General features: G+C 62.9%; 25 protein-coding genes. 24 read left to right on the top strand and 1 reads right to left on the bottom strand.

Going from position 1 to position 23,255, the window contains the following annotated elements; all coding sequences use genetic code 11:
- The first annotated feature begins 10 nt into the window (after nucleotides 1-10).
- The 18 genes from GGQ99_RS23545 (at nucleotide 11) to GGQ99_RS26455 (ending at nucleotide 13,576) form a co-directional block, all read left to right on the top strand.
- Nucleotides 11-223: a hypothetical protein gene (locus tag GGQ99_RS23545; protein WP_183264398.1), complete on the top strand. Its 213-nt coding sequence runs from the start codon at nucleotides 11-13 to the stop codon at nucleotides 221-223.
- Nucleotides 224-300: 77 nt separating this feature from the next.
- Complete coding sequence (locus GGQ99_RS23550; RefSeq protein ID WP_246389722.1) at nucleotides 301-1,506, top strand: phage portal protein; 1,206 nt, start codon at nucleotides 301-303, stop codon at nucleotides 1,504-1,506.
- A 5-nt stretch (nucleotides 1,507-1,511) separates the two neighbouring features.
- Nucleotides 1,512-2,210 (top strand): HK97 family phage prohead protease, encoded by a 699-nt coding sequence (locus GGQ99_RS23555; RefSeq protein ID WP_183264400.1) that lies wholly within the window; start codon nucleotides 1,512-1,514, stop codon nucleotides 2,208-2,210.
- Between the two features lie 27 nt (nucleotides 2,211-2,237).
- Nucleotides 2,238-3,617: a phage major capsid protein gene (locus GGQ99_RS23560; protein ID WP_183264401.1), complete on the top strand. Its 1,380-nt coding sequence runs from the start codon at nucleotides 2,238-2,240 to the stop codon at nucleotides 3,615-3,617.
- A gap of 94 nt (nucleotides 3,618-3,711) precedes the next feature.
- The gene (locus GGQ99_RS23565; RefSeq protein ID WP_183264402.1) at nucleotides 3,712-4,137 is read left to right on the top strand and encodes a hypothetical protein; all 426 of its coding nucleotides are present in this window, start codon (nucleotides 3,712-3,714) and stop codon (nucleotides 4,135-4,137) included.
- A gap of 70 nt (nucleotides 4,138-4,207) precedes the next feature.
- Complete coding sequence (locus GGQ99_RS23570; RefSeq protein ID WP_183264403.1) at nucleotides 4,208-4,879, top strand: hypothetical protein; 672 nt, start codon at nucleotides 4,208-4,210, stop codon at nucleotides 4,877-4,879.
- 55 nt (nucleotides 4,880-4,934) lie between these two features.
- Complete coding sequence (locus GGQ99_RS23575) at nucleotides 4,935-5,585, top strand: hypothetical protein (RefSeq protein WP_183264404.1); 651 nt, start codon at nucleotides 4,935-4,937, stop codon at nucleotides 5,583-5,585.
- A gap of 16 nt (nucleotides 5,586-5,601) precedes the next feature.
- Nucleotides 5,602-6,030, top strand: a complete 429-nt coding sequence (locus GGQ99_RS23580; protein WP_183264405.1) for a phage tail fiber protein — start codon at nucleotides 5,602-5,604, stop codon at nucleotides 6,028-6,030.
- Nucleotides 6,031-6,033: 3 nt separating this feature from the next.
- Complete coding sequence (locus GGQ99_RS23585) at nucleotides 6,034-6,495, top strand: hypothetical protein (protein ID WP_183264406.1); 462 nt, start codon at nucleotides 6,034-6,036, stop codon at nucleotides 6,493-6,495.
- Between the two features lie 5 nt (nucleotides 6,496-6,500).
- Nucleotides 6,501-9,503 (top strand): hypothetical protein, encoded by a 3,003-nt coding sequence (locus tag GGQ99_RS23590; protein ID WP_183264483.1) that lies wholly within the window; start codon nucleotides 6,501-6,503, stop codon nucleotides 9,501-9,503.
- A gap of 12 nt (nucleotides 9,504-9,515) precedes the next feature.
- On the top strand, nucleotides 9,516-9,797 hold the full coding sequence (locus GGQ99_RS23595) for a phage fiber-tail adaptor protein (protein ID WP_183264407.1): 282 nt from the start codon (nucleotides 9,516-9,518) through the stop codon (nucleotides 9,795-9,797).
- Between the two features lie 11 nt (nucleotides 9,798-9,808).
- Nucleotides 9,809-10,117 (top strand): hypothetical protein, encoded by a 309-nt coding sequence (locus GGQ99_RS23600; protein ID WP_183264408.1) that lies wholly within the window; start codon nucleotides 9,809-9,811, stop codon nucleotides 10,115-10,117.
- The gene (locus GGQ99_RS23605; protein WP_183264409.1) at nucleotides 10,117-10,710 is read left to right on the top strand and encodes a hypothetical protein; all 594 of its coding nucleotides are present in this window, start codon (nucleotides 10,117-10,119) and stop codon (nucleotides 10,708-10,710) included. Before GGQ99_RS23600 ends, GGQ99_RS23605 begins: the two co-directional genes overlap by 1 nt.
- Nucleotide 10,711: 1 nt before the next feature.
- Complete coding sequence (locus GGQ99_RS23610) at nucleotides 10,712-11,164, top strand: phage tail terminator-like protein (protein WP_183264410.1); 453 nt, start codon at nucleotides 10,712-10,714, stop codon at nucleotides 11,162-11,164.
- A gap of 24 nt (nucleotides 11,165-11,188) precedes the next feature.
- A complete protein-coding gene (locus GGQ99_RS23615; protein ID WP_183264411.1) occupies nucleotides 11,189-12,424 on the top strand; it encodes a phage tail tube protein in 1,236 nt (411 codons plus the stop codon).
- A 28-nt stretch (nucleotides 12,425-12,452) separates the two neighbouring features.
- Nucleotides 12,453-12,647 (top strand): hypothetical protein, encoded by a 195-nt coding sequence (locus GGQ99_RS23620; RefSeq protein ID WP_183264412.1) that lies wholly within the window; start codon nucleotides 12,453-12,455, stop codon nucleotides 12,645-12,647.
- A gap of 96 nt (nucleotides 12,648-12,743) precedes the next feature.
- Nucleotides 12,744-13,214 carry a hypothetical protein gene (locus GGQ99_RS23625; RefSeq protein WP_183264413.1) on the top strand — a complete coding sequence of 157 codons (471 nt, stop codon included), beginning with the start codon at nucleotides 12,744-12,746 and terminating at the stop codon, nucleotides 13,212-13,214.
- A gap of 143 nt (nucleotides 13,215-13,357) precedes the next feature.
- Nucleotides 13,358-13,576, top strand: a complete 219-nt coding sequence (locus GGQ99_RS26455) for a phage tail assembly chaperone (RefSeq protein ID WP_425486856.1) — start codon at nucleotides 13,358-13,360, stop codon at nucleotides 13,574-13,576.
- On the opposite strand, the gene GGQ99_RS23635 is transcribed toward GGQ99_RS26455, so the two are convergent.
- Nucleotides 13,573-13,896: a hypothetical protein gene (locus tag GGQ99_RS23635; protein ID WP_183264415.1), complete on the bottom strand. Its 324-nt coding sequence runs from the start codon at nucleotides 13,894-13,896 to the stop codon at nucleotides 13,573-13,575. The genes GGQ99_RS26455 and GGQ99_RS23635 overlap by 4 nt on opposite strands.
- 55 nt (nucleotides 13,897-13,951) lie before the next feature.
- Here GGQ99_RS23635 and GGQ99_RS23640 point away from each other — a divergent pair, with 55 nt between their 5' ends.
- The 6 genes from GGQ99_RS23640 (at nucleotide 13,952) to GGQ99_RS23665 (ending at nucleotide 23,251) form a co-directional block, all read left to right on the top strand.
- A complete protein-coding gene (locus GGQ99_RS23640; protein ID WP_183264416.1) occupies nucleotides 13,952-17,242 on the top strand; it encodes a phage tail length tape measure family protein in 3,291 nt (1,096 codons plus the stop codon).
- Nucleotides 17,242-17,598, top strand: coding sequence for a hypothetical protein (locus GGQ99_RS23645; RefSeq protein ID WP_183264417.1), 357 nt, complete (start codon nucleotides 17,242-17,244; stop codon nucleotides 17,596-17,598). Before GGQ99_RS23640 ends, GGQ99_RS23645 begins: the two co-directional genes overlap by 1 nt.
- Entirely contained in the window at nucleotides 17,595-18,098 is a 504-nt protein-coding gene (locus GGQ99_RS23650; protein WP_183264418.1) for a DUF1833 family protein, read from the top strand. Before GGQ99_RS23645 ends, GGQ99_RS23650 begins: the two co-directional genes overlap by 4 nt.
- A gap of 4 nt (nucleotides 18,099-18,102) precedes the next feature.
- Nucleotides 18,103-18,510, top strand: coding sequence for a C40 family peptidase (locus GGQ99_RS23655; RefSeq protein WP_183264419.1), 408 nt, complete (start codon nucleotides 18,103-18,105; stop codon nucleotides 18,508-18,510).
- A gap of 380 nt (nucleotides 18,511-18,890) precedes the next feature.
- On the top strand, nucleotides 18,891-22,181 hold the full coding sequence (locus GGQ99_RS23660) for a host specificity factor TipJ family phage tail protein (protein WP_183264420.1): 3,291 nt from the start codon (nucleotides 18,891-18,893) through the stop codon (nucleotides 22,179-22,181).
- On the top strand, nucleotides 22,178-23,251 hold the full coding sequence (locus GGQ99_RS23665) for a hypothetical protein (RefSeq protein ID WP_183264421.1): 1,074 nt from the start codon (nucleotides 22,178-22,180) through the stop codon (nucleotides 23,249-23,251). Before GGQ99_RS23660 ends, GGQ99_RS23665 begins: the two co-directional genes overlap by 4 nt.
- Nucleotides 23,252-23,255 lie beyond the last annotated feature (4 nt).

The raw sequence follows: 23,255 nt of genomic DNA on the forward strand, positions 1-23,255 counted from the left end.
GAGCAACTGTATGCGCTATGTCACTGCCGCTGCGCGCGGTATCCGCCGTGGTGCGACGTCAGTTGCGCGGGCCGTACCGGTCCTGGCTCGCGATTGCATCGGGCTCGTCGGCGCCGCATCGATCGTATACGGGATCGCTCAAATCCATGTCCCCGCCGCATACATCGTCGGCGGCTTGATGTTGATGTGGGCGGCATTCGCCCTGGCCGGGCGGGCGAACTGATGCGCGGCCTGTTCGGAACGCTCGCACAGCCCGAGGTCAAGGCTGACGGCTCGTCGCGATATGGCCTCGTCGACGAGATGTGGGCCAACTTCTTCGGCGGTTACCGGACGTCGAAATCCGGGGTCGCCGTGAACTGGCGCTCCGCCTTGTCGGTGACAACCGTTCTGGCCTGCGCGCGAGTCCGCGCCGACGGCCACGCCACTGTGCCTTGGAAGCTCTACCACAAGCCGGAAGGCAGCAACGTTCCGACCGAAGCCAGGACACATCCGCTCTACGACCTGATGGCGACGGCGCCGAACGAATGGATGACGAGCCTGGAATTCAGGGAAACCCAAAGTTTCCACGTCGATCTCGCTGGCAGATCATACGCCTTCCTGAACAAGCTTCCGAATGGCCGGATCCTCGAAATGATCCTGCTCGATCCTGCCCGGGTCGCCTTCAAGCAGCATCCCGATTACTCGCGGACCTACACGCTGCAAGGGCTCGACGGTACCACCCAAACGGTTTCTGGCGACAAGATCTGGCACGTCAAAGGCCCGTCGTGGGACACCGTGGAGGGACTCGATATCGTCCGCTTCGCATCCGAGGCCATCGGCCTGGCGCTTGCCGCCGAGGAAAGTCATGCCTCGTTCCATCGCAACGGTGTGATGCCGAGCGGAATTTTGTCCGTTGAGGGCAACGTTAATGAAGCCGGCCTGATCCGCCTCGCCGCATGGGTGCGTCGGCATTTCGGCGGCGCCGACAACGTCGGCAAGCTGATGGCCGTCGACAGGAATGCTAAATTCCTGCCGGTCCGGATGAATGGCGTCGACAGCCAGCATCTTGAAACCCGGAAATTCCAGGTCGAGCGGATCTGCGAGGTCATGCGGACGATGCCGATCATGATCGGCTTCTCCGGAGACAAGAACGCGACCTTTGCGTCGGCGTCCGAGATGTTTTTGGCCCATCTCGTCCATACGGTTCGACCGATTCACCGCCGTTTCGAGGCGTCCGCTGATCTCTTCCTGCTCACCAAGGAAGAGCGCGCCAAAGGCTTCTACACCGGGTTTGTCGACCAGGAATTCTTGCGCGCCAACGCCAAGGATCGAGCCGAGTACAACAAATCCGCGCTGGGCGGCTCAAGCCCCGGCTGGCGGACTCCGAACCAGATCCGCGCCGATGATGAGGAGCCCCCGATTCCCGGCGGCGATTACCTCTACGTCCCCGCCAACATGGTGGCGATCGGCGCCGACGGAAAACCCATCTTTCTCACCGCGCCCAAAGCGCCTGTGGCTGGAGAGTGAGCCAAATGGAACACTTCAACGTCAATTTCGACGAGCTCAAATTCGCCTCGAATGGTGTCAAGGAAGGCACGTTCTCTGGCTATGCGTCGATTTTTGGCAACGTGGATTCCCACGGCGATATCGTCGAAAAGGGCGCCTTCGCGAAGAGCCTTCGCGACTGGGGCGACAAGGGCAAACTGCCCAAGATGATGCTTCAGCACGGCGGCTTCTTTGGTCCCGTCGACGACATGCTTCCGATCGGCAAATGGACGTCGATGGAAGAGAACTCCAAGGGGCTCAAGGTCGAAGGCGAGCTGTTTGCCATCAACACCGACCGCGGTGCCCTGATCCATGAAGGCATGAAGAGCGGCGAACTCGATGGTCTCTCCATAGGCTACCGGCCGATCAAGTACCGGATGGGATCGAAGCCCCAGGACCCGACACGGTGGCTCGAAGAGATCGACCTCCGTGAGGTTAGCATCGTGACGTGGGGCTCCAACGACAAGGCGCTGATCGGCCAGGTCAAGGCCGCCGATCTTCTCAATCCCCGTGAGCTCGAACGCGAGCTCAAATCCATTCTCTCCGCGACCGACGCCGTGAGGGCCGTCGCCATCGTGAAGAAGCACCTTCAGCGTGAGGCTGAGGGCCACCCATCTCCCAACGCTCGTGAGGAAGCGATGGCGATGGAACTGCTCGATTCACTGAAAAAGTTCCGGGCAGCCTGACCTCAACCTGACAATTAGGAGGGCGAAATGCCCGAACTCAAGGACGTGCTGGACGATGTCCAGCGCGAGGTGAAGAAGTTTGGCGACGATGTCGGCTCGCTGAAGACCTCGATGGAAAAGGACCTCAAGGAGGTTCGCGAGCTCGCCGAAAAGGCCGGCAAGGCCGCCGGCGAAGGCACCCAGCTCAAGAACGATCTCGAAGCCTTGACCCGTGGCGTCGAGGAGAAGCACGCCGCGATCGAGAAGAAGGTCCAGGAGATCCTGGATAAGGCCGCCAAGGAAGCCGAGGCGGTTCTCGAAATCCAGAAGAAGATGGGGCGCCCCGGTTTCGGCGGCAGCGGCGATGTCGACACCGTGCTGAAGCACGCCACCGACTTCAAGCGCGTCGCGATGTCCCGTCGTGGCGAGCTCAAGTCGACAACCAACCTGAAGCCCGAAGACACCAACGTCGACGAGTACAAGGCCTATGTCGACGCCTTCAAGATGTCGATCCGCCGCGAGATCAACACCCTCTCGCAGGACGAACAGAAGGCCATGATGGTCGGCTCCGATCCTGACGGCGGCTATTTGGTGCCGACGTCGGTGTCGGCCCGCATCATCACCAAGGTCTACGAGACCTCGCCGCTCGACGAGCTCGCCTATCATGAGTCCGTCTCGACCGATGCGCTCGAGATCGCGGTCGACACCGACGAGGCCGGCGCCGGCTGGGTTGGTGAAACCGAGGCCCGTCCCGAAACCAGCACGCCGCAGGTCGGCGTCCAGCGTATTCCGGTCCACGAAATCTATGCGAAGCCGAAAGCAACGCAGCAGCTGCTCGAGGATGCCGGCATCGACGTGGAGGCCTGGCTTGCCGGCAAGGTCGCCGACAAGTTCGCCCGGATGCGCGCCCTTGCGTTCATTTCGGGCAACGGCATCAAGAAGCCTCGCGGCATCCTGACCTACCCGGCGGGTTCCGCTGGCGTTCGCGGCACCATCATGCAGGTCCCGTCGGGCCACGCCACCCTGTTGACGGCCGATGGTCTCGTCACCATGACGTTCTCCATCAAGGACCGGTACCTCGCCAACGCGAACTGGATGATGAAGCGGGGCACCGTTGGCGCCGTCATGCTCTTCAAGGACTCGCAGGGCCAGTATATCTGGCGGCCTGGCCTTGAGGCCGGCAAGCCGTCGATCCTGCTCGGCTACAACGTCCGCCGCGCCGACGACATGCCATCGGTTGGCGCCGGCGCGTTGCCGGTGGCCTTTGGCGATTTCCGCGCCGGCTACACCGTCGTGGACCGTCTCGGCATCCGGACCCTCCGCGACCCATACTCGTCGAAGCCGTTCGTCGAGTTCTACACGCGCCAGCGTGTCGGCGGCGATGTCGTCGACTTCGAGGCCTATGCCCTGCAGGTCGTCGGGACCTGATCTCCCTTGAGCCATTAGAGGCGCGGCGACCCCGCGCCTCTCCCTCTCAATCCTGTCCGGCGCGACCGCCGGCACCTTTCAAATGGAGGTCCCGATGCGGGACATCATCTCTCATATCGATCCAAAGCGCGGGATTTCGCCGGCCGCCGCGGTGACCGACAACACCGCCTTCGTTTCTCAGATCAACAATCGCCTCGGCGTCGAAGCCGTGGCTTTCCTGCTGCTGATGGGCTCCATCGCGGATGCCGACGTCACCTTCACGTTCCTGATGGAACACGGCGACGCCGCAAACATGTCCGACGCCACCGCGGTGCCGGACGACATGCTGAACGGCACCGAGCTTCTGGCAACGCCGCTGTTTTCCAGCGACGATAAGGTCTTCAAGATCGGCTACACCGGCGGCAAGCAATACCAGCGCGTCACCCTGACGCCCGTCGCGAACACCGGCAACATTTTCGTCGCCGGGGCTTGGCTGAACAGCAGGCTCAATCTCGGCCCCGCCGCGAACCCGCCGGCATAACGCCGGCAATTGATGGGTCGGCGCCTCGGCGCGCCGGTCCTCCCTCTCACAAGTAGAAGGATCGGTCGCCATGAAAGGCAAGGTCATCAAGGCATTCCCGTTCGCATTTGACGGGATCAGCATTCAGCACCTCCCCGTGAACACGGATTTTCCGCCGGTCGGTTATGCTGTCAGCCAGCGTACATTCGACGGTATGGTGGACGCCGGGTTTGTCGAGCGCGGCGCCGCCGACGAACTGCCGGCCGAAGAGGCACTCAACCGCGAAATCATCGCCGCATTTGACCGCCAATTGTCGGCAGCATCCGACCAGGATCTCAAGGACATCATTGCGCGCTCGGGCCAGCCCTACAGCGGCAACCTGGTGCACGCCCACCTGGTTCTCGCGGCCAAACGCCAGATGCTGGCCGAAATGCAGGGCGTAGAACCTGTATTCGGCATCGACCCCACCTCAGGCGTCACCGAACAACCACTCTCGAAGCCAGGCGAGGCAACACCGCCTTCGGCAGCCGCTGCGGTACAGGAGCAGTTGGATCAGCAGGATGCCGGAAAGACTACCGGCGAGAACAAGGCAACCAACCAGTTCGGCGATCCGTTGCCGGGAGCCGCGCCGCGTCCGACCGTTGATCTCGACGGGTTGAAGAAGGATGAGCTCGAGAAGCTCGCCGCTGAACGTGGCGTCGACATATCGGCCGCGAAGACCAAACCGGAAATCCTCGCCGCGCTGAAGGCAGCCCAGGCTTGAAATCGCGGGCCGGCGCGCGAATGCGCCGGCAGCGGCCCAACGGAGGATGCTCGACATGATACGGTCTCAGCTCGTCGTCGACGTCGCCGCCGATAGCCTACAGCTCCTGAGCATCGAGGAGATGCGTGCCGCTGCTGAAATTTCGGGGTCGGCCAGCGACTCCCAATTGAAGGCAATGGGGCTCGAGGTGGCTCAGGCCATCATGTCGGAGTGCAACATCGCGGTCGGCAAGGGTGCGGAGCACACGCTTTGGCAGGAAACGCTGGTCGAAACCTTCTATTGGGTGCTGAGCGACGAGCTGCTGCTGTCACGCCGGCACGATATCGAATTGTTGTCCGTCGTCGCCGGCGGTGTCATCCTGGCCGACACCGAATATCAGGCTGATCCCGAATCCGGCATCATGCACAGGCTTTGCGGTGACCGCCCGATGGAGTGGCGGGCAACCCGGATCGTGGTGACCTATAAGGCCGGCTTCGAAGCCATCCCCGGCGACCTCAAGATGGCTGCATCCGAGTTCTTCAAGCTCGCATGGCAGAATCAAAAGCGCGATCTCGCGCTGCGGAGCGAAGTCGTCGATGTGCCCGACGTCCTGCGCACCGAAAAGAACTGGTGGATCGGCTCGGTACCCGGTCAGTCCTCCGATGGAGCCGTCCCGGCATCAATCGCCGGCAAGCTTCGCCGTTTCCGCAATATCGCAATCGGCTGAGTAAGGAACCGAAGCCATGTCGATGAGCAATGCGCTTGAAAATGCCCTTCTGCTGCTGATCTTCAATGCCACAGCCTGGGCAAACTATGCCGACAACGCGGCGTCGTCACCGCAGACCAATATCCATGTCGCCGCCCATACCGCGGATCCCGGCGAGGCCGGCGATATGACGACCAGCGAATCCGCCTATACCTCGTATGCCCGTGTCAACGTGGCCAGGACCTCGGGTGGCTGGACGGTCACCGCGAATAGCGTGAGCCCTTTCGCCAACATCGATTTCCCGGCCGGTACCGGTGGCTCCGGCACGATCTCCCACTTCTCGACGGGCAAGACGGGAGGCGGCGCCACTGCGATCCTGTTTTCAGGAACGGTGACTCCGAACATCGTCTCCGGCAATGGTGTGACCCCGCGCCTCACCACCGCGACGGCGATCACGCTGGACTGAGCGATGCAGCTCGGCGATGCGTTCCGGCGATGCCTCGTCGAGCTCGACGTCGCCGGTGCCCGCGCGCTCTGGCGCGAGGTCTCCCCGCACCTTCGTCAGCCCGCCAACGATGTTGAGACCTTGTTCATGCTGCATCGGGCTCGCACCGAGGCCGCGTCGATCGACCTCAAGCTGCGCGCATATTCGCATCGTTGGCTGGTCGACAACGGGTATCCGTCCGGACTGCCGGATACACTGCGACCGCGCGCCGAGCGGCTCTATCCCCGTGTCGTCGATGCTGTCGGAGTCTGCGTACGTCCGAGCTCATCTGACATGATACCCTTGGCGAAGGAGGTCGAAAGGGCGATGTCAGATGCCATCGCCGATGCCTATGCGGAGGGCAGGAAGTATCCCGAATTCGTTCGGGCCCGGATGCTCGAGGCGCGCGCGGCGACGCGGAAGAAGCTGCTCGGCATCGCGAAGTAGCCACGATGGCCATAGTCGTTGTCGGCTCCGCGGTTGGTTCGACCAATCCGACGACATCTTTTACGATAACGATCCCGTCGACGGTTCGAACCGGCGATATCATGGTGTTGGCGGCGACCAATCGTGGAGCAACCGCCGCTCCGACGGTCACTGACAATGACACCGGTGGCAACACCTGGACGCGAAAGAACTCGGAAACGTCCAAGGCTTCCTTGTGGTGGAAGCGCGCCACATCTGCGACAGCCGGCAAGACGATCACAGTAAGCGGGATGACGACCGCGAGCTCTGGCGGCATTGTCGTCCTGCGGTTTGCCTATCCGACGGGCGATCCTTTCGACACCTATTCGCTCGAAGACAATACTTCCGGTAACGAGACCCACGCCTCGATAACCCCTAGCGTAAACGGGTGCGCCGTGGGTCTCGTGGTCTACAATACAGTCGGCGCGCGCACGATCACGACGCAGGCCGCAACCAGCCCGACTTCGCTGGTTGAGCGCTTCGACAACATCAATACCGGCGGCAACAACTGCGGCACATGTCTGGCCATTTCGAACCAGACGACAGCGGCCGCGACTGGTGCCGTTACTTGGGCTCAGGCCAACGACGTCACGACATCGATCGTTCTTGCGATCAAGCCAGATCCTAATGTCGTTACCTCGTTCATTACCGCAACAGGCAGCGGTACCTGGACGAAGCCGAGCGACTGGTCCGATGTCAATTGCATCGAGGTCATCGGCGGCGGTGGTGCCGGTGAAGATGTCACGGGCGGTGGTGGCGGCGGTGGAGCCTATTCCGCCTCGTTCGATGTCACCGGGCTTAACGCGACCGAAACGGTTGTGGTCGGCACAGGTGGTGCAACAAGCTCTGCCAATGGCGCCGATACCTGCTTCGGGGGCACGACGCTGGCAGGATCCATAGTGTCAGCCAAGGCTGGCGCAGGTTCCACCGGAACAGCTGGCGGTTTAGGCGGAGATACCTCCGGCGTCGGAGATGTCAAATTTGCCGGCGGCAATGGCGGCAACGGTGATTCCGGCGGCCAGGGTGCCGGTGGCGGCGGCGCCGGCGGCATAGGGGGCGCCGGCAAGAACGGTGGTAACGGCGCGACGGGCTCCAACGATGGTGGCGGTGGTGGCGGCGGTGCCGGCGGCAACATGTCCACCGCAGGCACCAATGGTGGGGCCAACGGCAGTCCTGGCGGTGCTGGACCATATGGAAATGGTGGCGGTGCTGGCGGGTCAGGTGCGGGCACTGGCGGTGCTGTAGGCGGTGGCGGCGGCGGCGGTGTCACCACAGGTGCTGCCGGCGGCGTCGGCGCCGAGTGGGATAATACCCATGGTTCCGGCGGCGGCGGCGGCGGCGGTGGTTTCTCTGGTGGCGCTGGTGGTGCTGGTGCGCTCTACGGTGGTGGGGGTGGAGGCGGCGGCGATACCGGCAACGGTGGTATCGGTGGCCAGGGCCTCATTGTTATCACCTATGCTGTCTCGGCCGGCTCGGCTGGCGCAGCAGGTGGCACCGGAACAGCGTCGGGCGCTGGTACCGCAATTGGAACCGCTAGCGCCTCGGCAACCGGAACTGGCACAGCGACAGCAACTGGCCGGGCAACTTGTGAAGGCGTCGGCGCTTCCTCCGGTACCGGAAATGCGACGGCGGTTGGGATCAAGATCGATGCCGCAGTTGGTGCTGGAGGGGGATCCGGGGCGGCAACGGGCACCGGTCGGTCCACTGGCGCCGGAACGGCCGCAGCTTCGGCTACAGGTGGCGTCACAGCGCAAGGTGCCTCGACGGCCGCCGGTTCATCGGCGGCATCAGGTCTCGGCGCCGCAGCGGGCTCAGGCGCCGCCACAACGGCGGGCGTCGGGGCCGCATCCTCGGCGGGAGTCGCCACTGGCTTAGGTTCCGGCATCGGATCGGCCGCAGGGGCATCTACGGGGGCCGCGACAGCAACTGCCGCTGCAACCTCTGTCACGATATCCAGTGGTGGCGGAACAGCCGGCGGGGGCTCTGTTGTTTCGGCAACCGGGCAATCGACCGGAACAGGCACCGGCGCAGCAGCTGGGCTCGCGTCGGCGGCGGCCACAGGCCGACCGATTGCTGCCGCCATAGGTGCGGCAAGCAGCTCGGGCCAGGCTAGCGCTAGTGGAGCCGCAACAGGAACGGGTTCGGGGTCGAGCAGCGCAACCGCATCGGTCCAGGCCACTGGCCGGGCCACCGCGGGATCTGCCGGCTCGGTTTCGGGCGCCGGTGTTGCCGCAGCTGCCGCGGTCACGATCTCGGCTGGCGCCGGTTCTGCCTCTGGCTCGTCGAGCGTATCAGGGCTGTCGTCCTCGGCCAGCACCGGCCTGGCGTCGGGAAACAGCAGCGTTTCAGCCGTTGGTGCCGCCGTCGCAGGTGCCGGCGGACTTTCGACTTCCTCTGGCATCGGAGCTGGCGTCGGTCGCGCGACCGCTGCTTCGGCGGCATCTGCCAGCGGGAGCAGCTCCGCAGTCAGCCAGGGCGCCGGAATCGCGTCGGCCATCGCGACATCGTCGGGCGCCGCGCAGGCCTCTGCAGCAGGATCAGCGATCGTGGCGCGAGCCGGATCGGCGACTTGCACCGCTGTAGTGGCCGCAAACGGTGGCTCGGTATCCGCAGCTATCGGGGCCACGACTGCTTTTGGCGATGCCGATGGCTTGTCGTCGGCTATCGGCGCCGGCGTCGCGATATCGAGCGGATTCGGCGTCGCACTGTCGATCGGTTCCGCGGTTGCGGAAGCCGACGGCACCTCGTCCGGCCAGTCGTCGGCTTCCGGGGCTGGTCATGCGCTCCAGGGGTCACCGACGCCACCGGAACGGATCGTCGAGCTCGCCGCTGAGAATAGACGTGCGGTGATTGCCGGTGAGACCAGGTTGCGCGTCCTCGACGCCGAAAACCGCCGAAGCGTGCTGGGGGCCGAAGATCGACGGCTCGTGTTGGGCAACGAAGATCGAAGCACCGAGCTGCCGGCGGAAGCCAGGCGCAGGGCGATATGAAAGGTTTCACCGATGGCTGAGGTCTGGGAGGCCCCCAAGGATCCCGATGACGTCAAGGATTACGAGCTCGACTGGACCGCACGGCTTCCCGGCGACACGATCTCGGGGTCGACGTGGTCAATCGCGGTCGGCACCGGCCTGGTCATCGACAGCTCCTCGCACACGAACACCGTGACGAAGGTCTGGCTGTCCGCAGGGACCGCCGGCGTAAACTACGAGCTGCTCAATCGTGTCGAGACCACAGGCGGCCGAATCTACGACCAGACCATGAAGCTGAAGGTCAGGGCGCGATGACGCCGGCGGAGATGATCGCCGATCTCGACGCCGCCCTGCTCGAAGCGGGATCAACGATCCAGCTCCGGAAGACCAACACCGCGGTTGGACAGATTTCGGTCCGGGCGCGCGTCCGCTTCTACAAACCGGACGAGATAGTCGGGATCATCCAGCAAGGCGACAGCAAGGTCGTGCTGTCGCCGACCGGGCTCGGTGCATTCGGGGTGCCGCCGCAGAACGGGTTCGTCGTCGTCGATGGGGCGCCACGCCGGATCGTATCGGCCAACCCGATCGAGATCGTGGACACGCTTGTCCGCATCGAGTTGCAGGTCAGAGGCTAATGGCGCGCACCGCCGGGATCGGCCAGCAGTTCCGCATCGCGACGCAAGCCACCCTCGAGGAAACCCGGAAGCAGCTCGTCAAGGTCGCGAAGCGCGAGCACGCCCGCGTGATGGGGACCGATCCGCGGCCGACATCGTTTCAGCGGTTTGTCGATGGCCGTGTTGGTGCCGTCGAAGAGGCTGTGAAAGCGGACGGGATCATCCACTACGTCTATCCACGCCTCGACATCGTCGCCCAATTCGCGATGGAGACGCTGTTCGACCGGTCCCCGCTCCTCTCCGGCGAATATCGGATGGCGCACCAGCTCTTCCTGAATGGAGCCGCGGTGTCGAATCTCAAGGGTTGGAGTACCGGCGATGAGGTCTCGATCAGCAATCCCTTGCCCTACAGCAGGAAGATCGAAGTCGGCTCGATGACGATGCGGGTGCCCGGTACATCTCGCGTCTATCAGGAAACCGCGAAGATCGTACAGGGGCGCTTCGGCAATCTGGCCAGCGTCGTTTTCACATTCCGGGCCGTCGTCGGTGGCGCCATTCGCGGCTCCAAGGCGCGCGATCTCCGGTATCCCGTCCTCGTCATCACGGAACGCTGATATGGCCGACTATGCAGGCGCCAAAGCCGCGATCCGCGCGCGGCTCGAGGCCGGTTGGACGACGACACGGATCACCGTCCAGAACGAACAGCCCGCTGCCCCGTGGCCACCAGTCGATGTCGACGGTGTCCTGCAGCCGTGGATCCAACTTGAGGTCGTCGGTCTCGGAAGCAGCATCTGGACTTTCGGGACCCCTGGCAATCGTGGCTGGCGGTATCCCGGCACGATCTACGTCCATGTCTTCGCCCCGGTTGGTAGCGGCGAGGCCACCGCCAATCAGTATGCGGTTGCCATCGGCGAAATCTTCCGAGCCGCGAAATTCTATGAGGACGGACAGGGATCCTACGTCCGCTCTCTTTCACCGCAGGTCGACGACGGCGACAGCGGGTCCGATGACGGGAACTGGTTCCGCGTCACGATGTCCGTCGATTTCACGTACTGGCATCGCGGCTGATCCGCATCTCCAAGGAGCCCAATCATGGCATATTCTCAGAATTGGAACGGCTACGCCGCTGCCAAGGTTCAGGCCGGGCAAGGCAGCCAGGCCAGCGGCGGATCTGCAAAGGTCATCCGCCAGACCGGCGGCCAGGGTGGCAGGCTTTCGAAGGCCCCCATCGAAAGCCAGGAAGTCAGGCGCGACGGCCTCTCGACCCGTGGACGCCATGGGCTCCAGAAGACCAACGGCCAATATTCCAGCGAGCTTTCCATCGCCGGCTTCGACGACATTTTCGAAGCCGTGATGCGCGGCACCTGGGGTTCCGCCAACCTGGCGATCACCGAAGCCACGGCCGGTCTGACCAGCATCACCACGGGTGCCAACACCATCGTGGCCGCCGCTGGATCATGGATCACGGCTGGTCTCCGTGTCGGCGACGTCGTCGTGCTTACCGGCCATTCGACGGCCGGTAACAACGGCCGCAACCTCAGGATCACCGCGCTGACCGCCACCACAATGACAGTCGCGGAAACGCTCATCGTCAATGCGGTCGCCGATACCGCGTTCACGATCACCCGTACAGGGCGTGTCCTCGTCAACCCGGGCGCCGGCGCGCTGGTGAAGCGATATTTCACAATCGAGGAGCACGAATACGATCTAGACCAGTCCGAATTGTTCACTGACGCGGTCTGGAGTTCCTTCCGGCTGTCGATGCAACCCAACGGGTTGCTTATGCTCGATACTTCCTGGGTCGGCACCGGTCAGTTCGACGCCTTGGCTTCGGGATCGTCGCCCCACTTCACGTCACCGACGACGTCAACCGGGGAGCCGCTTGCGGTCGTCGAGGCCGTGGTTCGCATGGGTGGTGTCGACATGATCGACCTCACCTCGTTCGATCTGTCCGTGGATATCCAGGGCGTGTCCCCCGATGTCATCAGCGCGACGCCATATGCCCCGGATGTCTTCACCGGTACCGAGTTGGTGTCGATGAACCTGTCGATGCTGCGCAAGGATCTGCTCACCGTAGCCGACTTCATCAACGAAAACCCACTGTCACTGCATATTCTGGCACAAGAGAACGAGGCTGCCCCGGCGAGCTTTGTCTCGATCTTCGTACCCAACTTTACTCTGGGTTCCGTCGACAAGTCGGCGCTTGCCAAGGCAGGTGGCCCCCGCACCCAGACGATTTCGGTCCCGCCGGCGCTCGTCGGCATCGACAGCAGGGGCGGCGCATACGACGCCACCGCCCTCAAGATCCAGGTCAGCAACGCAACCTGAAGCTCCTAAAACGGAAAGGTAACCACCCATGAAAGCGAAGGAAAAGGCTATCCGCGACGCCGCCGAGGCGCTGCGCGTCGCGATCGTCGACGGCCAGGCAACAGGCATCGCCGTGACTTGGCCGCCGCGCCGCGTCGCCGATCTCTCCGCGCTGGAGATCAGCGACACCGGCAAGGCAGCCGATGAACCCGCCGAAAGCGCCAAAGCGCCGCCGAAGAAATAGGCCAGATCCGGCCCCACAGCTGGACGAGTCGCATGCGAAAGGCGGGGCGGTGTGTGGGCGCCGCCTCGCCACCTTTCCCACAAAGGACAATCCCCCATGACGAAAGCACCTGAAACCGACGCCGGGTTCGTCGACATCACCGGCTTCGCGCCCGTTGATACGATCCGCTACGAGGTCTTGAAGCCCGGTACGACTGTAGGTACCGGCTGGTTTATCGAAATCGCGGACGAGAGCCATCCGAACGCGATGGCTTGGTCGAACGAACTCGCTCGCAAGAACCTGAAGCGCCGGGCCAACCTTGAAGCCCAGCAGCTCAATGGCAGGAAGATCAAGGCCGAGGAACGGGATCCTGAGGAGCAAAAGCGGGAAAACATCGGCTGGGTTGTCAGCCGCATCGTCGGTTGGACGCCGGTGAAGCTCGCATTTATCTCGCCGGATCCGATCACCTATTCGGAAGACGCCGCCTACAAGGTGTTCATGCACCCTAAGATGGGGTGGGCTTTGGGGCAGCTCGTCGATGTCATCGGTGACGAAAAGGCTTTTACGAAGGCCTTGCCGAAGCCCTAGAGGCTCACGCCAAGGCATATTTCGCACTTACCGCGCCGGACACCGACGGGATCTCGGCGCGGGATCACATCGAGGGTCTCCTCGATAGAGCCCGGACCCCGGAGCGCCGAGAGCAGCTCGAGACCGAGCTCGACCTTCCTCCGCTGCCTTGGTGCCTCGTCTACCTCTGGAGCCGCTTCAACCGCCTGTCCAATCGCCGAGGCACCAACGGCTTCGGTCCCTCCCTCCTCACCTATCCCGAGATCGATGCATTCCAGCGGCTGACCGGCTTCAGGTTCACGCCCTGGGAGATCGAAATGATCGAGATGCTCGATCATGCCTATATCGCGGCGCGAGCCGAGGCGAAAGATTCAGGTGGCTAGCCTGGGCATCCCGCACCGCTCATGATCAGCCGCTTGTACGGCGGCAGATACTGGAACGGCGCGAATCCGACATATCCGCCGTAACCGTTCTTGGCGTTGAACTCGCCGCAGACCGCTTCGTAGTCAGCTCCGACCGGCGTGAACATTCGGAGCCGGCGCAGCTGTCCTGATCCGGGGTCAGACAGTCGATCCGACATCGCTGCTACGACCTCCTTGAGCATCACGTCACCCACGGATGCTGTGGAATCGTCGACGACGACCTGCGCCTGAGCAGGCAGGCCCATCGCCCCGAGGATCACCAGTACGCCCAATGTGCGCATTTTGCTTGGCCCCACAAACTCCAGGCCAGCATACCCAACAGTCAGAAGGCAGACAATGAATGCCGTCGTAACCGAACTCACCATCGATGCGCGCGGCGCGACGCAGGGTTCCGCCGAATACGTTCGGGCCATGGCGGTTGCCCAGGCTGCCGTCGATCGGTTGAGGGATCGTGAGGACAAGCTGGCTGCTGGTGCTGGCAAGGCCACCGACATGCTCATGGTCCAATCGGCCTCGATTGGGCGTGTCGCCGCATCGTGGGATCGGCTGCGGGCATCTATCGACCCCGTCACCCGGGCAGAGGTAGCGGCGGCTCGTGAGCTCGACAGAGCCATGTTGACGGCCGATTCCGCGGTGAAACGTGGTGTCACCTCGCAGCAGGATGCTGCTCGCGTGATCTCTGCACTGCGCCAGAAGCAGATCGTCGAACTCAACGCGGTGCGGGAGGCTCAGCAGCGATTGAACTCGACGATGGCGGATACCCCCGTCATCGCCGCCAACCAGAACAGGGGCTTCGCAAACGACAACCGATACAATACCGCGAACGTCGCGGCCCAGTTCCAAGACATAGCTGTCACCTCGGCGATGGGGATGTCGCCGCTACAGATCGCCTTGCAGCAGGGCACCCAGCTATCCGCTGTCCTCGGACAGCAGGGCGCCGCTGGCGCTGCCCGAACGCTCGCTTCCGCGCTTTTTTCGATCATCAGCCCGGTGTCACTGATCACCATCGGATTGGTCGGCGCCGCGGCCGCAGCGATTCAGTATTTTTCGAAGTCAAAGGCCGAAACGAAATCGCTGGATGACGTGCTCAAGGAGCACGAGAAGGCAATTGGCCGGGTTCGCGATCTCTGGGGCGAAGCCGCAGACCAGCGGAGCAAGTACGGCCGCGAAAGCACCGGAGCGGTCACCTTCGGGCTCGAGAGCAACCTCACCGAATTGGTGAAACGGCTCCGCGATGCCAACAAGCCGACCATGTTCGGCGCCGGCGCTATCGGCGAGGCCGTCACCTCTGCGATCAACAAGAACCTGGATATCACCGGTTTCGGCGCCCGCGAATTCCGTGGCACCACGCTGTTCAAGACGCTGCAGATCGATTTCGAGGCGCTGCAGAACGCAACCATTCAGGGCCGGCCCGATGTGCTCGGGCTCATCAAGAACCTCGAAGAGATCGGTCAGACATCTGCGAACGCAGGTATCAAGGCAATCGCAGCCGATGCCATCGCGGCGCTGGCCCCATTCAAGGATCTCGCCGAGGCGATCCAGGCCGCCGACCGGGAGCTGAAACGTCTCTTCAACGACCGCGGCCCCAACGGGATGCTGTTGTCGCGCGGCCAGACCAATCGTGACGACATGGGCAATTTCGCCCTGTTCGAGGCTCAGGAGGCAGTCGCTGCGGCGCGGCGACGTGCCGCTGCACAGGCGCAGCTCGATGCTTTGTTGGCGAGATCTCCGGCCGATAAGGCAGCTGCGGCTCGTGCAGCGGCGGCGGCACAGTACAATGACAGCGAAAGTGCGGCGGCGCGTGCGGATCGCATCGACATCGCTGGTAAGCTGGCGCTGGCGGAGGCCGAAAAGGCACTCGCCGAAGCACGTCGAGACCGGGCTCGCTCCCTCGAAGAGACTTTGGCGTCGCAGCAGCTCGAACTTGGTCTCATCGGACAGACCGTCGGCGAGGTTGCCCGGCTCCGCATGGAATACGACCTCACTGCGAAACTGCGTGAGGAGGCCGCAAGGAACGGGATCGAGGCCGACCAGAAGGAAATCGACCTCATCAAGCAGAAGGCGGCCGAATATGGTCGCTACGCCGAAGAGATCGCCCGCACCAATCTCCTCCGCGAGGTTCAGTTCGAGCGGGAACAGATGTTCCGGAGTGCAGGCGATCAGGAGATCGCGTCCCGCCTCCGCGGTGCCGGTCTTCCAATCGATCTCAATTCCGATATCGCCAGAGCGATCCGGGAGAACCAACGGATCGAGCAGCTTCGCGCGGGCATCCGCGGCTTCTTCGACGACTTCCAGGCAGGATTGATGCAGGGTGACTCCTTCGGGAAGGCCCTTGGCAACGCGATCTTGAACGCCCTCAACAGGGCCTTGGACAACGTTCTCGACAAGCTACTGAACTCGATCGTGGACTCGCTCGTCGGCGGCGCCACTGGAGGCAGCGCCGGCGGTGGCGTCGTCGGTGCCATCCTCGGCGCCATAGGGCTTGGCGGGAAGTCCGGCGGTGGTGGTGCGGATCCCTGGAGCGCGCTGCGCGACGTCACATCGGGATCGGCTGTCACCCGCATGTTTGCGCCGGCGAACTCGAACACTGACATGTCGATCTTCCGACAGGCGATCTCGGCAATCGAGAGCCTTGGCAGCGGTGGATATTCGGCGCTGGGTCCTTGGACGAAAGGTGACCGAGCCTATGGGGCCTATCAGGTCATGGGCGCCAACATTCCTTCATGGACGAAACAGGCTCTCGGCACTTCGATGACGCCGGGCCAGTTCCTCGCGAACCCGCGCGCCCAGGATTCTGTGTTCGATCATTTCTTCGGGAAATCGCTGGCGAAATACGGGAACCCTCAGGATGCCGCGTCGGTGTGGTTCACGGGGCGGCCGCTAAGCGGTGGGGCCGGTGCCAAGGATGTCCTCGGCACCTCAGGTTCCGTCTATGTCGACAAGTTCAACGCCCAGCTCGACAAGCTGGGTGGCTCCGCTGAAAAAACGGCGTCGGCGATGCTGCGGACCGGCACCGCCGGCAATCAGGCCGCCCAGGGCCTCCAGCAGACCACAGGCGGCCTGTCAGGGTTCGCTCAGCAGCTCCAATCATTCATGGGATCGGCACAGGGCGGCGGTTCGTCGTGGTTCAAGGGCCTGTCCGGAATGTTCGGGGGCGTCGGCGGCGCCTTCAGCTTCATGAATTCGATCTCGCCACTGGCCACCATGGACATCCTGTCAGGGTCCTGGGGGCTGTTTCATGATGGGGGCGTCGCTGGCTATGCGACCAGGTCTCGTGCCGGCGTCGATCCTCGAGTCTTCATCGGGGCTCCTCGCTACCATAACGGAACCCCGGGTGCTGGGCTCGGCCATGACGAAGTGCCCGCCATCCTTCGGCGTGGGGAGCCGGTGTTCAAGTCGTTTGAGCACGCCCGCCAGGTCGTCGGTGGCAACAAGGTGAGCATCAACATCAACAACCTCGGGGGCGCCTCGGTGCAAGCGGAATCCAGGGAACAGGCAGATGGAACCACGGCGATCGACATCATTGTCGACCGTGTCGTCGCCGAAAAGCTGTCGCGACGCGGCACCGCGGCCAACAACACGCTGCGGACCCAGTTCGGGGCACGCGAAGCTCTGAAGAGGCGGTAATGGTCGCTGCTTGGCCGGCGACGCTGCCGCAGTATCTTCTGACCGAGGGCTATTCCGAGGCACAGGGCGACGGGCGCCTCCGGACCCAGCCCGATCTTGGCCCCGCCAAGGTGCGGCGCCGGTCATCGTCGATGCCGGGGCCCCTCCAGGGCCGCATGACCATGTCGGGGGCTCAACGTACCATTCTCGACGATTTCGTAGAGACGACGCTGGCCGGCGGCACGCTGCCTTTCACGTTCCCGGATCCGCTGACCCGGGCCCCGATCCTTGTGCGATTTAGCGCCAATCTGCCGGCCTGGTCGAGCCCAGGCGGCGACACCTTTATTGCCGCGCTTGATCTCGAGGTGTTGCCTTGAGCCGAACGGTCTCGATTACCCTTCGGCAGGCAATGAACTCGCAGGAAACCGGCGAGGTCATGGTTGGATTGCTGACCCTGACACATCCCTCGTTTCCGACGCCGCTTCTTCTCAGCAGCGATCCCACGGAGCGTCTTTCCGACGAGCCATTGACCTATGGGACCATCAGCCGGGGCGACACTTATACGTTTTGTCCAATGGTGGTCTCGCTTCCCGACGATCTCGGGGAACGGGCGCCGGCGGCCCGCTTCATGGTCGAGAACGTCAGTCGGAAAATCGTCGAGCAGATCCGCGGAATCTCCAGTCCCGGCATCGCCAAGCTCGAGCTGGTGCTGGGGAGTTCGCCGGATAACGTCGAGATCGGCTACCCGGACTTCCAGGTCAGCCGCGCCCAATACAACGCGAACGTGATCACCCTCGAGGTCTCGATCGACGCCCTCACCGACGAGCCATACCCGGCCGAGACCTTCAACCCCAGTGGTTTCCCAGGACTGTTCTGATCTCATGAACCTTGATGATTTTGTAGGGCTGCCCTGGTTGGACCGGGGTCGCGACCGCAATGGCTGTGACTGCTGGGGGCTTCTCGCCCTGGTCTACGCCGAGCGGTTCGGCATCGAATTGCCGAGCTTTCGCGACGATTACCAGACCGCAGCCGATGGAGATGCGGTGTCCGCCCTCATCGACGGCCGCCGTGACTGCTGGACCGAGATCCCCGATGGTACAGAACGCCCCGGCGACGCCGTGCTGATGTCCTTAGGCGGCCGTCCGCGTCATGTCGGTATCGTCATCGGCGGCGCCCGTGTCCTGCACATCGAGCGCGGTGCCGGCTCCGTCATCGAGAGCTACCGGTCATTCCGCCTGCGCCGTCGCGTCCTCGGCTTCTTCAGGCACGATGGAGTCGCGGCATCATGAACATGATGCCAGTGCCCACCGCTCTGACCGGCGAGATCCTCGGTACCAAGGACAGCATTCGGGTTGTCGCCGCCCTGCACCCGTTGCGGGTCGAACGCACCGAGTTGTCGGCGCCCCCAGGCTCCACGATCGCCGAGATCGTCGATCTCGTCGTCGCAACGGACGGCTGCAGGTCGATTGCCTCGGATTTCATCGTTCATCTCGCCGGCCATCCTATCGAAGCCGCGGCTTGGCATCTGGTGAGGCCGAAGCCAGGCACCACGGTAGCGCTACGCCCCACTGTTCAGGGTTTCATCGCACCGCTTTTCGCCGCGCTTTCGGCCGCGTTTACAGGCTTCAGCGCCTTCATCGGCGGCCTCGGCTTCTTCGGCAAGATCATCATGGCGGGCCTGAGCTTCGGCGTGAAGCTGTTGCTCAATGCCCTGTTTGCTCCGCGTCCGCCGCAACTTTCCCAGCCGAAGCCGAGCTACTCGCTCGTAAACTCACGCAACCAGGCCGCGCCATTTGAGCCCGTGCCTGTTGTCCTCGGCAAGCATCGTATCAGCCCGTTCTACGGTGCCCTGCCCTACACCGAATCCAGCGGCGAGAATCAGTACCTCCGCCTGTTGTTCGTTTGGGGCTACGGCCCCCTGCAGGTCGATGACATCAAAATCGGCGAGACGCTGCTGTCGTCGTTCGATGAAGTCGAGATCGAAACCCGCACCGGTTATCCTTCTGATCTGCCTGTCACGCTCTATCCGCGTCAGGTCGTAGAAGAACCGCTTTCGATAGATCTCAAGCAGGTCGACGGCTGGCATCGGCGGACCACTGCCGCCGATATCAATGAGATTTCCGTCGATATCGTGATGCCGAATGGCCTCATCTACATCGACGACAAGGGCAAGAAGCGCACCCGGCAGGTCAATATTTCGGTGCGCTATCGCCTGTTCGGCACCATCGATTGGACGACGCTGCCCGAGCTCGTGATCTCGGCCCGGACCGTCAATACGATCCGGCGGACCGTATCCGCGGTGGTCCCGCAGGGCGAGTATGACGTCGAGGTCTCGAAGACGAGCCCCGACACCAACAACAGCACTCAGGTCCGCGAAACAGCGGTATGGTCGGCACTCCGCGGCTTCCGCACCGGTTCCCCGCTGACGTTTTCGAAACCGCTTTGCGTCTCGGCGATCAAGATCAAGGCGACGTCGCAGCTCAACGGGACGCTGGACACCCTCAACGGCATCGCGACGTCGTTGGTGAAATCGTGGAATGGTGCGGCCTGGGTCGACAACCAACCCTCCCGAAACCCCGCCGACCTGTACCGTCATGTCCTTCAGGGTGCCGCTAACGCGCGACCGGTCGGAGATGCGGCTATCGATCTTGTCGCTCTTCAGGGCTGGCATGGCTACTGCGTCGCCAACGGCTGGACTTTCGATCATCCCCGCGTCGCCGCGGCATCGGTGTTCGACACCCTGGCCGACATCTGCGCCGCCGGTCGCGCCGTACCGATCTTCAAGGATGGTCTGTGGTCGGTGGTCTGGGACGAGCTCGATACGCCGATCGTCCAGATGTTTACGCCGCGCAACAGCTGGGGCTTCGAGGCACAGCACGAGTTCCGCGAACTGCCCCATGCCTGGCGCGTCAGGTTCATCAATGAGATGCGGGATTGGCGCGAGGACGAGCGTATCGTCTACGACGATGGCTATTCGGCCGCGAACGCAACCCGTTTCGAGGGAATCGAGTTTCCGGGGGTAACGAAGCCGGACTCGATATGGCGCCATGGGCGCTTCCACATCGCGCAGCTCCGGCTTCGTCCCGAAACCTACACGCTGAACGTCGACTTCGAAAACCTGCTTTGCACCCGGGCGGATCGCGTCCGTGTCGCTCATGACGTCATGCTGGTCGGCATCGCCAGCGGCCGTGTGAAATCGGTCGATGTCGGGGCTCAGTCCATCGAGATCGATGAGCTCGTCATGCTCGAGAGCGACAAGCTCTATCAGATCCGGATCAGGCTGGCTGACGGCGCCTTCCTGGTTCGTTCGCTTATCCCAGGTGCCGCCGGCGAGACATCGACGCTCCTGCTAGAGGGAAACGACGATCTTCCAGCGGCCGGAGACCTCTTCACGTTGGGCGAAGCCGACAGGGAGAGCGGGGTCTACAGGGTTGTCGCGATCGAGGCACAGGAGGATATGACGGCGCGGGTCACCCTCGTCGATGATGCGCCTGGGATTGCTGCAGCCGACACCGGCGTGATCCCTGCCTTCGAAAGCAACATCACGACACCATTCGATCCCTATGCCCAACCCCCGGCAAACTTCCTCCAGTTCGAGGGCGAAGCAGAGGGCGACCTTGCCTCGGCGCACCTATTCTGGATTGCACCCACTCTTGGGCAGGTCCAGGCCTATGAAATCGAATACCGCAATGAGAGCGATGCGGATCCGCTCTGGCTGCCGGCCTCCGTTATTCTTGCCCCTCTGACGACATCAAAGATCAGTGGTCTCGAGCCTGGGGTCTACACCTTCAGGATCAGATGTCGGTTCGTATCGGGCGACACTTCGCGGTGGAACACGTCGCCGACGATCGCCATCGACACGCTGCTCAATGCGCCCCCCGATGTCACCAACTTCAGGATCTCGGTTCTCGGTGATCTCTCAACGTTGAGCTGGTCCGCAGTCGTGGGACCTGGGATCACCTACGAGATCCGCTTCGTTTCCGTCGATGGCCTCGTGGTGGACTGGAACTCGGCGACGACGCTGATCCCGTCGGTATCGGGCACCAGCGTGCAGGTGCCGACCATGGTCGGCACCTACCTGATCAAGGCGGTGTTTCCAACCGGGCTCAAGAGCACCAATCCGGCAACGATAGAAACCGGCGTCTCGGCCATCGCAGGGCTCAACGTTGTCGAGGTCATCGCAGAAGAGCCAACCTTTGCCGGGGTTAGAACCGACGTCGATGTCTCCGGCGGGATCCTGCGGTTGCTGCCCAGAAACGTGATGTCGAGATGGGAGACCCTCAGCACCGTGATCTCGCTTGCCGAGGGCGACGGCGCCGAGGACTCTCGCGGCGTCGTGGTGACGGGCACCTACGACTTCGCTGATATTTTCGACCTCGGCGATGTCTACACCTCGCGTGTCACCGCATTGATCGATGCAGTCGGAGAGAACCAGCAGAACGTGATGGCAGGCTGGGCTACGCTCGCAGATGTCGCTGTCCTCGATGATTCCGACCCCGAGGATTGGGAGGTCTCCCTTGAGATATCCGACACCAGCTCCGATCCCATCCTCGGCCTGTGGAGCTCATGGCGCCCCTTTATGGTTGGTGACATCACCACTCGGGCTTTCAGGTTTCGGCTGCATCTCGAAGGAAGGGCCGCAGAGGACGGCACCGCCGATTACAGTTTCGTGACCCCGGCGGTCAGAACCCTTCACGTCCAGATCGATATGCCGGATCGCGTCATCGCCGGCGACGATATCGCGGTGCCGGCGATTGGCCTCGATATATCGTTCACCCCGCCGTTCCGTGCACTGCATGGCATTGGCACCAACGACCAGGACATGGCGACTGGTGACCGCAAGTCGATCACGGCCAAGGGACCGGCCGGTTTCCACATCCAGTACTTTGATTCGGGGGGAACCCCGGTGGCACGAACCATGGATTACGTCGCCAAGGGCTACGGGAGCATCATTCTATGAGCCAATTCGACTTCGGGACGCTTGACCCGAACATAAAGTCCGGCACAGCGCTTGCGACTGACCTGAACTCGTGGCGCAACGCGCTTCATACCGGCCACAAGGGTGCCGCGGCACCGGGATATGCCGTCGCAGGTTTGACGTGGCTCGACGACACCCTCGACCCGCTGTGGCTGGTGAAGAGGTACGATGGCACGAGCTGGATCGTTATTGAGGCCATCGACATCACCAACAACCTCGCCTGGACGCCAACAGTCGGCGAACGCCAGCGGTTTCCTTTGGCCGGTGGCTCCGCGAATGCGCTGACGCTGACCCCGGCGGTTGCCTTGACCGCCTATACGGATCTCGACGTCATCACCTTCGAGGCCTCGGCCGACAACTCTGGCGCCACCACGCTGAATGTCTCCGGTGTCGGCGCCAAGGCAATCCGCAAGATTGTCGCTGGCGCCGACGTTGCCCTGGCCGCTGGCGACATCCTTGACGGTAGCCGTTACACAGCCAACTACGACACCGCCGCGAACGCAGCAGCAGGCGCCTGGATCCTGGCTGTACCACCGCCTGCTTCGGCCACGGCGCCGGGCCTTGTCGAACTTGCAACCAACGCCGAAGCGCAAGGAAAGTCTGATGCGGGTCGTGCGCTAACCCCGTCCAACCTTGCTTCCCTTGGAGCGTCAGCGACCTTTGCAGGTCTTGTTGAGCTCGCAACTGCTGCTGAGGTTGCTACCGGGACGGATACTGCTCGTGTCCCCTCTGTGTCCACGATGGGGGATCATCAGGGCATGGCTAAGGCCTGGGTTAAGTTCAACGGGTCTGGTGTTGTCGCTATCAACGACAGCTATGGTGTAACTTCTATCTCCGACAACAACGTGGGCGACTACACTGTCAACCTAGCTTCCGCTATGGCGAACGCCAATTTCGCCGCAGTTGGTATGGGAGGTACAGATGGGTCCGGCAACATGCGGTGGCTGTCTGTGTTGTCTCAAACCACCACCGCCATCAACGTCATTTCCTGTGGCACCACGACACAAAGACTTGATTCCAACAACAACACTGTAGCCGTGTTTGGAGACTGACCCG

The sequence above is a fragment of the Aminobacter niigataensis genome, from assembly GCF_014200015.1.
Taxonomy (GTDB): Bacteria; Pseudomonadota; Alphaproteobacteria; order Rhizobiales; family Rhizobiaceae; genus Aminobacter; species Aminobacter niigataensis.